General features: G+C 69.9%; 11 protein-coding genes, 1 tRNA gene and 1 pseudogene. 8 read left to right on the top strand and 5 right to left on the bottom strand.

Going from position 1 to position 11,191, the window contains the following annotated elements; genetic code table 11:
• The 7 genes and pseudogenes from K6I33_RS23665 to K6I33_RS23695 form a co-directional block, all read left to right on the top strand.
• Positions 1 to 454: pseudogene (locus K6I33_RS23665) on the top strand (hypothetical protein); the annotation flags it as partial.
• Positions 455 to 826: 372 nt separating this feature from the next.
• On the top strand, positions 827 to 1,741 hold the full coding sequence (locus K6I33_RS23670) for a bifunctional DNA primase/polymerase (RefSeq protein ID WP_229356535.1): 915 nt from the start codon (positions 827 to 829) through the stop codon (positions 1,739 to 1,741).
• Complete coding sequence (locus K6I33_RS23675) at positions 1,738 to 3,633, top strand: ATP-binding protein (RefSeq protein WP_229356536.1); 1,896 nt, start codon at positions 1,738 to 1,740, stop codon at positions 3,631 to 3,633. Before K6I33_RS23670 ends, K6I33_RS23675 begins: the two co-directional genes overlap by 4 nt.
• Before the next feature lie 2 nt (positions 3,634 to 3,635).
• The gene (locus K6I33_RS23680; RefSeq protein ID WP_229356537.1) at positions 3,636 to 3,800 is read left to right on the top strand and encodes a hypothetical protein; all 165 of its coding nucleotides are present in this window, start codon (positions 3,636 to 3,638) and stop codon (positions 3,798 to 3,800) included.
• A 6-nt stretch (positions 3,801 to 3,806) separates the two neighbouring features.
• Positions 3,807 to 4,007, top strand: coding sequence for a helix-turn-helix domain-containing protein (locus K6I33_RS23685; RefSeq protein ID WP_308297277.1), 201 nt, complete (start codon positions 3,807 to 3,809; stop codon positions 4,005 to 4,007).
• Entirely contained in the window at positions 4,001 to 5,407 is a 1,407-nt protein-coding gene (locus tag K6I33_RS23690; RefSeq protein WP_229356538.1) for a site-specific integrase, read from the top strand. Before K6I33_RS23685 ends, K6I33_RS23690 begins: the two co-directional genes overlap by 7 nt.
• Before the next feature lie 59 nt (positions 5,408 to 5,466).
• Positions 5,467 to 6,006, top strand: coding sequence for a CbrC family protein (locus tag K6I33_RS23695; RefSeq protein WP_229356539.1), 540 nt, complete (start codon positions 5,467 to 5,469; stop codon positions 6,004 to 6,006).
• Positions 6,007 to 6,195: 189 nt separating this feature from the next.
• Here K6I33_RS23695 and K6I33_RS23700 read toward each other — a convergent pair.
• From K6I33_RS23700 to K6I33_RS23710, 3 genes are all read right to left on the bottom strand, one after another.
• Positions 6,196 to 6,285 (bottom strand) — tRNA-Ser (locus tag K6I33_RS23700).
• Positions 6,286 to 6,404: 119 nt separating this feature from the next.
• Positions 6,405 to 7,916: a serine hydrolase gene (locus tag K6I33_RS23705; RefSeq protein WP_229356540.1), complete on the bottom strand. Its 1,512-nt coding sequence runs from the start codon at positions 7,914 to 7,916 to the stop codon at positions 6,405 to 6,407.
• 73 nt (positions 7,917 to 7,989) lie between these two features.
• On the bottom strand, positions 7,990 to 8,733 hold the full coding sequence (locus K6I33_RS23710) for a hypothetical protein (protein WP_229356541.1): 744 nt from the start codon (positions 8,731 to 8,733) through the stop codon (positions 7,990 to 7,992).
• Between the two features lie 101 nt (positions 8,734 to 8,834).
• Between K6I33_RS23710 and K6I33_RS23715 the strand changes: the two genes are divergently transcribed.
• Entirely contained in the window at positions 8,835 to 9,479 is a 645-nt protein-coding gene (locus K6I33_RS23715; protein ID WP_229356542.1) for a TetR/AcrR family transcriptional regulator, read from the top strand.
• 68 nt (positions 9,480 to 9,547) lie between these two features.
• Here the strand turns inward: K6I33_RS23715 and K6I33_RS23720 are convergent, their stop codons facing one another.
• Together K6I33_RS23720 and K6I33_RS23725 are read right to left on the bottom strand one after the other, a co-directional pair.
• Complete coding sequence (locus K6I33_RS23720) at positions 9,548 to 9,727, bottom strand: hypothetical protein (protein WP_229356543.1); 180 nt, start codon at positions 9,725 to 9,727, stop codon at positions 9,548 to 9,550.
• A 144-nt stretch (positions 9,728 to 9,871) separates the two neighbouring features.
• The coding region (locus K6I33_RS23725; protein WP_229356544.1) for a S1C family serine protease at positions 9,872 to 11,191 on the bottom strand (1,320 nt) is incomplete at its 5' end.

Below are 11,191 nucleotides of genomic sequence, written 5' to 3' on the forward strand. Positions count from 1 at the left end.
CCCCCTGCCTGGCACCGCCCCGACCACCACGCCCCGGGAGGAAGCCGTGCACCACGACCCCGAGCCCTACGAGACCGAAGCAGACGACCCCGACGAGTACGAGCGCCCGGACGAGGACGGCACGCTTTACGAGGACGAGTACGACATCGACCCGGAACACGAACTCCCCGACGTGACCGAGGTGGTTCAGCTCGCCGAGCGCCCGTCGGAGAAACCGCGGGAACGCATCTCCCCCAGCGAAGCCCGGCGCGTCATGGAGGAAATCCTCGACGAATTCGAAGCCGAGGGCCGCACCATCGTCCGGCCCAACGACTTCATGCGGCACTGCGACCGCCACGGCCGCTCCCGCTCCTGGGTCTCCGGACAAGTCGCCGCCTTCATCATGGCCGGCCGCCTCACCGAAACCGGCGAGACCGGCGAATACCGCATCGTCCGCGACGACGAGGCCGCCTGACCGGCCTGACACGTCAGACGCGTCTGACGACTCTGACGCCAGCGGTCCCCAACGCGCAGGTCACACGTGCGCGCGAGCCCCCGTCAGACGCGTCTGACACCCACTCCCTGACGTCCCTGACACCCACCAGCCATCCCGAACCCCGACTCGCTACGGCCACCTCGGTGTCTCATTTTGCCCTGGCCCAGCGCGCGTGCGCGTACGCGCGAATACCGGTTCCCACCGATTTGCGTCTCGCCCACACGCTCAAAAAACTCACGCGCGGAAAGGTGCCACATTTTTGGAGGCTGCCCCGTCTCCAAGAGTGAGGGCACTGCGAGACGCAGTGACCACTCCCCGCCACCGATGCGTCGATAGGAGACAGGACCCCCGATGTCCGTGCCGCCCCACGAGCGCGAAACCGTGCACACGGCCGCCCTGAAATACGCGCTGGCCGCTGCCAATAAGGGCCTGGGGGTGTTCCCGCTCTCACGAACGAAACTCCCCGCCGTCCGCTCCCCGCACCGCGACGAGAAGGCGGCAACCCGCCGCTGCCGCGGCGAGTGCGGCCGGATCGGCCACGGCGTGCACGACGCCACTACCGACCCCAGCGCCATCCGCGCCCTGTTCGCCGCCGCCCCGTGGGCCTCGGGCTACGGCATCGCCTGCGGACGGCCCCCGCACCACCTGATCGGCATCGACCTGGACGTCAAGCACGACCAGGACGGCATCACCGCCTTCACTGACCTCGCGGACGCCCACGGCTTCACGATCCCCGACACGGTGACCGTGCTGACCCCGAGCGGCGGCCAACATCGCTGGTTCTCCGGCCCTGCTGATGTCCACATGCCCAACTCCGTGGCCAAGCTCGCCCCGGGCATCGATGTACGCGGCACCGGCGGGTACCTGGTCGGCCCCGGTTCCCTCACCACCGCCGGCCGCTACGTGCTCGCCCCGGAGTCACCGCGGCTGCCCGCCGAGCCCGTTCCCGAGCAGCTGCAGACGCTGCTCATACCGGCGAAGCCGCAATCAGCAGCACCTTCGCGCTGCCCGGCAGGGACCTCGGGCTCGCGCGCCACCGCACTGGTTCGGTTCGTCCTCGACGCCACGCCCGGCGGCAAGGAGGGCGCTGGGCGCAACGACCGCCTGTACTGGGCCGCCTGCCGCGCCTACGAGACCGGCGGTCCGGACGCCCACGGCATCGCCGCCGCGCTCGTCGACGCGGCCCTCCACGTCGGCCTGCCCGAGGCCGAAGCCCGCGCCACCGTCGCTTCCGCCGCCCGCAACGCCCGCCGGGGTGTCGCGTGACCACCGAGCACGACCGCACCGCCCCCAGCAGCAACGACGACCTGGCGCGCCGGCTCCTGAACGACAACGGCGTCGACCCCGACAAGAAAGGCCCTTCCCAGGCCACGCAGCTGGCCGCTCTGGCTCGCGAGCGCTACGAGCTGTTCATGTCCGACGACGGCCGCCCGTACGGCATCACCACCGGCGGCCCGAACATCGCCCTTCCGTTGCGCGGCAAGGCCGGTCTGCGCTCGCAACTGGCCCGCGTCTTCGCCGACACCCACGGCGGCACCGTCCCCTCCCAGTCGGCCCTGGCCGACGCCATGACCGTCCTCGAAGGAGTCGCCTCCATGGCCGACCCCCGCACTCCCCAGCTGCGCGTCGCCCGCCACGGCGAGCGCATCATCGTCGACCTGGGCACCACCGACGGCCGTTGCGTGGCCATCGGTCCGGACGGTTGGGAACGCCTCCCCGCCTCCCCCGTCGTCTTCCGCCGCTCCGGCGCCATGAAGCCCCTGCCCGAACCCATCCGCGCCGGCGACGGCCTCGCCCGCCTCCGGGACCTGCTCAACACCACCGAGGACGGCTTCCGCCTCCTGGCCGCCTGGCTCATCGCCGCGTTCATCCCCGACCTGCCCCACCCGATCCTCGCCTTCCGCGGCGAACAGGGCACCGGCAAGTCCAAGGGCGCTGCCATGGTCATCGGCATCGTCGACCCCTCCGGCGCCCCCAAACGCACCGCACCCCGCGACCTGAAGTCCTGGGCCGTGCAGGCGTTCAACTCCTGGGCCATCTGCCTGGACAACATCTCGATCGTCCCGGACTGGCTCTCCGACGCCCTGTGCCGCGCCGTCACCGGCGACGGCATCGTCGACCGCGCGCTGTACACCGACGACGACGTGGTCGTACTCGAGTTCCGGCGCGTCCTGGCCATGACAACCATCGACGCCGGAGCCCTGGCCGGCGACCTCGCCGAGCGGCTCCTGACGATCGAACTCCAGCTCATCCCCGACCACAAACGCCGTGAGGAAGCCGAACTCGACCAGGCCTACGCCGACGCCCACCCGGCCATCCTCGCCAGCCTCTTCGACCTCCTCGCCCAAGTCCTCAAGGTCCTGCCGGACATCCAGCTCACCGAGCGGCCGCGCATGGCCGACTTCGCCCGCGTCCTGGCCGCCGTCGACCACGTCACCGGCTGGAACACCCTCGCCTCCTACAAGGCCACCGCCGCCGACGCGGTCGCCGACGTCCTCGACGGCGAACCCTTCGCCCAGGCCGTCGTCGACCTCGTCCGCGCAGCCGGCCCCGACGGACTCACCGTCACGGCCGCCCAGCTGCTGGAGTCCGTCACCGCCCCGGAGAAGCTGCCGAAGAAGTGGCCCAAGGACCCGACCCGCGCCGCCGGACATCTCAAGCGCCTCGCGCCCGCCCTGCGCACCGTCGGCATCAACGTCGACGACTCCCAGCGCCAGCCCGACGGCAACCGCTCGCGCCTCTACCGCCTCACAGGGACAGAGAGGTACCGCAATTCAGCACCCGGAGCGCCCGCAGCACCCGGAACCACCTCTGACCTGCAGGAACCTCCGGGTGCTAGCACGGCCCCCAGCACCCGCACGAGCACCCGCAGCACCCGCGAACCCACCACCAACGGCACCCCATCGGGTGCTGCGGGCGCTGGACCGGGCGCTGCACCGTCCACAGCACCCGCAAGCCACACAGCCTCTGACCAGCCCGAACACCCCTCTCCGGGTGCTGCGGGTGTTCCGGGTGCTGAATTGCGGCACCTCTCTGCTGCCGCCGCCCCGCCGTCACCCTGCTGCGCCGAGTGCGACACCCCACTCGCCGACTTCCTGATCACCGCCGGCCAGAACACCCACCCCGGCTGCGACCCCGGCCTCGCCCCCAGGAGCTGACCGTGCGCATCCGCCTCCACGGCACCGAGGACGAGTGCCGCCGCACCGCCGACCGCCTCGCCGAGGTCCTGGACGTCCTCGACACCAGCCGCATCTACCCGGACCGCCCGCCGAGCCGCCTGGTCCGCATGTACCTGACCGCCAACCCGCCTGCCGAGAAGGAGTAAGTCCCCGTGTCCCGCGTCCGCCGCGAACCGCACCTGAAGCTCGCCGAGGTCCTCGACGAACTGGGCATGTCCCGAGCCGCCTTCTACCGCATGCGCGCCCGGGGGAAATCCCCGAAGTGCATCAAACTCCCCAACGGCCAACTCCGTTTCCGTCGCGCCGACGTCGATCAGTGGCTCACCAGCTGCGAGGAGACGCTCGATTGCTGACCTACGACGTCGACATCTGGGGCATCCGTCAGCGCAAGGGGCGCACGAAGCCGTACGAGCTCCGCTGGCGGACAGGCGCCCGGCCTCACTCGAAAAGCTTCCGGACCAAGGAGCAGGCCGATGGCCGACGGGCCGAGCTGCTGATTGCCCTGCGTAACCGACAGCAGTTCGACATCGACACCGGCCTGCCGGCCTTCGAGTTGGCGGACCTGGAGATGCCGACGTGGTACCAGCACGCCTGCACTTACGCCCTGATGAAGTGGCCAAAGAGCTCGGCCAAGCACCGCGCCAGCATCGCCGAGGCACTGCGCATCGTCACACCGGTGCTCGTCTCATCGGACCGGGGCGTTCCGGACCCCGGGCTCGCACGGAGGGCCCTGCGTGACTGGGCCTTCCGCATAGTGAGGAATGACCGCGGCGAGCTTCTCGCCCGGAAGGACGTCGAAACGCCGCCGGACGATATAGCCGTAGCACTCGCCTGGTTCGCCCGGAACTCCCTCAAGGTGAACGAGGCGGTGAGGCCCCGGAACCTGCGCCCCGCGCTGGATGCCCTGTGTCTGAAGCTCGACGGGGCAACGGCAGCGGACAACACCATCAGGCGGAGGTACAACGTGGTCAGCAACGCGCTGCGTTACGCGATCGAACTGGAGTTCCTTGCGGCCAACCCTCTGTCCAAAGTCGACTGGGAGCCGCCGAAGACCGATGACGAGATCGACTTCCGGTACGTTCCCGACCCCGAACTCTCACGCGAACTGATCGACGCCGTAGGAAAACTGGGCCCCCGTGGCGAGCATCTCAAGACCTTCTTCGGTGGCATCTACTACGCCGGGACCCGGCCAGGCGAAGGAGCAGCTCTCAAGGAAACAGATTTCGTCCTACCGGAGGAGGAGGAAGACGGCACCCAGCCGTGGGGGGAAGTGCTCGTCTCCGAGAGTCACGCCGAGGTGGGTTCCGCTTGGACCGATGGCGGCAAGCCACATGACGAACGCGGCCTGAAGCACAGAGCCCGAAACGCAGTCCGCTCCGTTCCCATCCCACCGGTGTATGTACGCATGGTGCGCGAACACATCAGGGTCCACGGGACCGCTCCGGACGGCCGGCTCTTCCGGGCGGCCGGCGGAGGGCGTGTCCGGTCGACCGAGTACTGCGATCTATGGGGCCAAGCCCGCGAGATGGTGCTCAGCCCGGAAGACGTCAAGACCCCACTCGCAGAAGTCCCGTACTCGCTGCGCCTCGCCGGCATCTCCTTGTGGATCAAGGCAGGCGTGGACCCCGTGGAGGCCGCCCGCCGGGCGGGGCACAGCTTCGCCGTGCTGTCCCGCTTCTACGCGAAGATCCTGCGCGGCGCTCAGCGTGTAGCCAACGCCCTCATCGATCGCGCACTCGCCGGACAACGCTGAGCTTGTGCTTACGGTCCGTGTGGCTGACCGCTTCAGGACGACTGTTACGGTTACGGATTGTGACTGAGCTGCTTCCTGAGTTTCCGTACCACCCCGACCCCGTCGCCACGGGCGTGGTGGTTCCTTCTGGTGCGGCCTGTATCTGCTGTGGGCGGGAACGCGGGTACATCTACAGGGGGCCGGTCTACGCGGCTGAGGAGCTCGTGGGCCGGCTGTGCCCGTGGTGCATTGCGGACGGCAGAGCCGCAAAACGGTTCGACGCCCATTTCACAGCGGGAACGTGCCTGGGCGACGACGTGCCCCTTGAGGTCTTCGCGGCCGTAGACAGGCGCACCCCGGGATTCACCGTGTGGCAGGAACCCCAGTGGTTCTTCCACTGCGGCGACGGTGCCGCGTTCCTGGGCGTGGTCGGGGCCGCCGAACTCGCCGCTCACCCCGACGCACTGGAGACGCTTCGAAAGGAGACGGCCAGTCGGGGCTGGTCGCCAGACCAGACCGAGCGCTACCTCGGCTCGCTGGACAAGGACGATCAGCCGACGGCGTATCTCTTCCGGTGCCGGTCCTGCGCGGCTCACCTTGCCTACTCTGACTGCCCGTGAGCGCACAGACAGGCGAGCGGTGCCACTCACCCAGGAGTTCGGTGTACGCGGACGGTGGTCCTGGCCCACACATGGCCCACACACGCTGGTCAACAGCGGGATACGGGCGAGCAGAGGTGAGACAGAGCGATGCGACAAGGGGTGCCCCTTCACGAGGGGCACCCCTTCTGACCTGCGCTAACGCGTGTCTGGCGGAGACTGTGGGATTTGAACCCACGGTGACATCGCTGCCACGACGGTTTTCAAGACCGTTCCCTTAGGCCGCTCGGGCAAGTCTCCCCGTGTCGGTACGACCTCCACCGACACGGGGGACAGCCTACCGGGTGGTGGCTCACGGTTGAGAGGGCTGGCCGCTGGTCGACCGAGGGGGGCCGGGGCCGGCGGGGTGCCCCGTTCGGTCAGGTGGACTTGGCTGTGGCCCGTACGCCGAAGTGGACATAGCGGCTGCCGTCCGGCAGGGCGTAGAAGACGACGGGTATCCAGGCGTCCTTGTCGTTGCGGCGGCCGGCGAAGACCGTCTTGGACGGGGTGTCCGAGACCGGGGTGAGGTGCCAGACGAGCGGTTCGAAGGTGCCCGCGAGTCCGTCGGCTCCCTCGTAGCGCAGCTGGAGCACGCCTTCGCCGGCTGTGTCAGCGGTGATGGTCATGAGGAAGCCCTCACGCTTGTACGTGCCGGTGAACGGCTCGGTGTCGACGGCCGGGTGGTTCTCGGCGGGTTCGAACCGGGGCATGGTGACTCCGGCGAACTCGGCGCTCAGTTCGCGGCAGAGGGCGTCGTAAACCTTGGGGGCGGCGCCTCCGCCGTTGGTGAGAAGGGCGATGGCGAGGCCCTTCTCCGGGATGGCGCGCAGGTAGGCGAGCTGGCCGAAGGTGCTGCCGTCGTGGCCGAAGCCGCATACGCCGTCCCAGTCGAACAGGCCCCAGCCCAGGCCCCAGTGGGCGCCGAGGAACCACTCGTCGGGCATCTCCACCTCGGGAGCGAGCATGGCCTCCACGGCCGCGGCCGAGAGCACCCGGGTGCCGTCCGGCGCCCTGCCTCCGTCGATGAAGAGCCGGGCGAAGCGGACCACGTCGGCGGCGGTGGCGCTGATGCCGCCGTACGGTCCCGCCGAGCGGGGCAGCATGTTCCACAGCGGGGTGGGGACCGGGTCCTCGCCGGGGTCGCCCATGTGTCCCATCGCGGCACGGAAGCGCAGCACTTCCTCGGGCAGCGTCATCGTCCGCTCGAGTCCGAGCGGGTCGCAGATCAGCTCCTTGAGCGCCTCGTCCCAGGTCCGGCCGGTGATCACCTCGACGATGCGGCCGAGGACGTTGTAGGCGGTGCTGGAGTACGACATGGTGGCGCCGGGCGGGTTGGTGAGCCCGACGTTCCTGGCGCTTTCGACATAGCGGGCCAGGCAGTCGTCGCCGCGGCCCGTGTCGTTGACGTGGTCGCCCTCGATCCCGCTGGTGTGGTTGAGCAGCTGGCGCGGGGTGACGGTCCGGGTGGCCTCGGCGTCGGCGACGGCGAAGCCGGGGAGGACGTCCACGACCGGCGCGTCCAGGTCCAGCTTGCCGGCGTCGGCGAGGCACATCACCATTGCGGCCGTGTAGCCCTTGCTGACCGAGCCGATCTGGAACACCGAGTCGGTGGTCGTCTCGACGCCGGTGCGGGTGTGGAGGATGCCGCTCGCCATCTCGTGGATCTCGCCGTCGGCGAGGACGGCCAGCACCGCCCCGGGGATGCGGTGCTCGGTGATCAGCTCGTCGAGCCGGGCCTGCCAGTGGTCCTGGTCGAACGTGCCCGGTGCGGCGGCCCTGCCCAGCGCCCGGTCCACGGCCTGGGCCGCCTCCCGGTCGACACGGTCCACGAGCTTGGCGACCTCCTCGTCCACGCGCTTTGAGAACTCTCCGTACGCATGCTTCGACATGACATCCTCTTCGGCTATCGGCGGTAGAGCGGTACGAGCGGTACGAATGCTGGAAAGGCGGCGCCGTTCTTCCTTAGCCGGCCTGCCGGGGCCGGCGGCCGGCGAGGGCCGTCAGCGAGGCCACGGTCATCCGCGGGGGACGCCGGAGGTCCCGGTCGGGACGGATGACCGGGCGGGCCAGGACCCGGACCAGAGCGCCGAGGACGAAGCCGTACACCGCCACCAGCCCGTGCCCGTTGGACTGGGCGAACCACAGGGTCAGGCCGGCGACCGGCACGGCGAGCGCGAGCAGCCGCTCCTTCGGAGCGCCGTCACGAACGCCGGCGCGCAGCAGGAGGGCGGCGGCCAGGGTCGCGGCGAGGAAGTAGGTGGCGCCCGAGCTCCCTGCGAAATTCCGGGGATCGGCGGTGGCCCGGCCGGACTCCCCGAAGAGGGCGTCGATGTGCTGCGGCAGGAGGATGCCCGCGGCGAACAGGCCCGCCATCAAGGGCGCGCCCCAGAACCACTCCGCGAGCGCGGCGACGACCACAAGGGTGGCGATGTTCCACGCCGCCCCGAAGAAGCCGCCGTTCTGCATGAAGACCGAGGTGACCACGCGCCACCAGCCCGACTTGCTCGGATCGTCGTCGAAGGCGTCCATCGCCCCCGACCAGCAGAGCTGGGTCACCACCGCACCGATCGCGATCACGGCCAGCCCGATCGCGGCCCAGGGCAGGCGGCGCCGGCCCACGGTGTCCGGCCCGATCAGGGCCATACCGGCCTTGAACATCAGCACCATCAGCCCCGCCGTGGTCACGTTGAACACGATCGCGCCCATCGCCGCCTCCATCCCCCTGTTTGACCTGCGATGACGATGACCTTAGCGGCAGTGGCGGGCGGATTCAAACACTGTTTGAAAACTGTGGATAGACTTGCCCCATGAAGCTGACCGCGGACCGGATCATCGACGCGGGCATGATCGTGTTCGCCGAATCGGGCTATCACGGACTGTCCATGCGAAAGGTGGCAGAGCGACTCGGCGCGCACGCCGGAAGCCTCTACTACCACGTGCCCAGCAAGAGCGCCCTGCTCCAGCTGATGGCGGACCGGCTGGCCCGCCAGGCCTACGAGGCCGGCACGGCCGCGCTGACCGCCCTTCCCGAACAGGCCGACTGGAAAATCCGGTTGGAGGCCCAGGCTGTCGCGCTACGCCACAGCGTCCGGCAACACCCGGGCGGTGCCGCCCTGTTCGCCGACAGCCCGAAGGTCCTCAGCACCGGAGCGCTGTCACTGATGGAACGGCTGTTGCAGACCCTGGTGGAAGCCGGAGTGCCCGAGGAGCAGCGCGGCGTCGCCGCCGACGCGCTGCTCAGCCACATCACCGGATTCGTGCTCCAGGAGCAGGGCGATCCGCCCGCCGTGCCCGTCACGCCCCAGGCCGTCGCCGAGATCCACGAACGCTTCCCGATGACGGTGGCCGCGGCGTCGACCTCGGCCCACGACCTGGACGAGAAGTTCATACAGAGTGTGCGGCTGCTCTGCGACGGCATCGAAGCGCGGATCCGGCAGCCCGGCCGCTCCTGACCCGGGCCATTCCTGACCCGGGCCGGTTCATCGATCGACGCGAGTCGCTCAACGACAGCGAGTCGCTCCTAGGGGAACAGCATGATCCCGAAGGCCAGCACCACGAGGAAGGCGATGAGGACGACGACCCCGATCCGCATGGGGTGATGCGCCAGCGCGGGGTCCCCCGGCCTGCCTCCGCGTGGCCGGTCCTCCGGCAGCTGCGGATTCTTCGGCCTGTCGTGTGTGTAGAAATCGCCACTGGCCATGAGCACACCTCCTGGTGGAGGTCGGCGAGCCCTCCCCGGGCAGGGGAGAGCTCTGGATGAGTGCTGCACAGTCATTATGCGACTTTTGTCCGGAAAGCGGGATTTTGCAGATCCGGCGGGCGCCAGCGCCAGCCAGCGCCAGCGTCAGCCCACCTTGTCGCCGCGGCGCTCGCCCAGCGTGATCTCCGTCGTCGCCTGCTTGCCGTCGCGGACGTAGGTCACGGTGACCTTGTCACCCGGCTTGTGGGTCCAGATCTCGCTGATGAGAGTGGGGCCGCTGTCGATCGTGGTGTCGTCGAGCTTGGTGATCACATCGCCCGGCTTGAGGCCGGCCTTGTCGGCCGGGCCGCCCGGGGTGACGGACGAATTGCCGCCGTCGCCGCCCGAGGCGATGCGGGCGCCGCTGACGTTGTCCTTCATGTTGACCGTCGCCGAGATGACCGGGTAGATCGGCGTGTGGTCCTTCATCAGCTGCTGGGCGACGTTCTTCGCCTGGTTGATCGGGATGGCGAAGCCCAGGCCGATGCTGCCGGACTGACCCTGACCGCCGCCGAACCCACCGCCGCTGCCCGCGGACTGGATGGCGGAGTTGATGCCGATGACCGCGCCCTGGGCATTGAGCAGCGGGCCGCCGGAGTTGCCCGGGTTGATCGACGCGTCCGTCTGGAGGGCGCTCATGTACGAGGCCTGGCCGCCGTTGCCGCCGTCGCTGGAGGCGACCGGACGCTTCTTGGCGCTGACGATGCCGGTCGTGACCGTGCCCGACAGCCCGAAGGGCGCGCCGATGGCGACCGTCGCGTCACCCACCGCCGCCTTGTCGGAGTCGCCGAGCGGAAGCGGGTTGAGCTTGGCGCCGGAAGGGTTCTTCAGTTTGATGACGGCGACGTCGTAGCCCTGGGCGCGGCCCAGCACCTCCGCGTCGTAGCTCTTGCCGTCGGAGAACGTCACCGAGAGCTTGCCGCTGTCGGCGGCCGAGGCGACCACGTGGTTGTTGGTGAGGATGTGGCCCTGGGTGTCGTAGACGAAGCCCGTGCCCGTGCCGCCCTCACCGTTGCTGCTCTGCGCCTCGATGGTCACGACGCTGGGCAGCGCCTTGCTCGCGATGTCCGCGACCGAACCCGGCATACGGCTCTCGACCTTCGGGTCGCCGGAGGCGGAGACGGTGGTGGAGCTGTCGTCGCTCCCCTTGGCCGCCCAGAAGCCGATGCCGCCGCCGATGCCGCCCGCGACGAGGGCCGCGGCGAGCACGGCCGCCACCAGGCCGCCGCCCCGGCCGCGCCGCGGCGGCGGGGTCGGGGCGCCCCAGGGCGCGGCCGTCGCGCCGTACGGCGGCGGTGCCGCGGCGCCGCCGTACCACTGGCCGGCGTCGGGCGTGCCCGGCATGGGGACGCCGGTGGCGTTGTACGCGGGCTGCGGCGGACCGGCCGGGAACTGCGCGGTCCGGTCCTCGGGTGCGGGCGGGGG

Origin of the sequence: Streptomyces sp. UNOB3_S3, from assembly GCF_020740895.1 — a bacterium.
Lineage (GTDB): Bacteria > Actinomycetota > Actinomycetes > Streptomycetales > Streptomycetaceae > Streptomyces.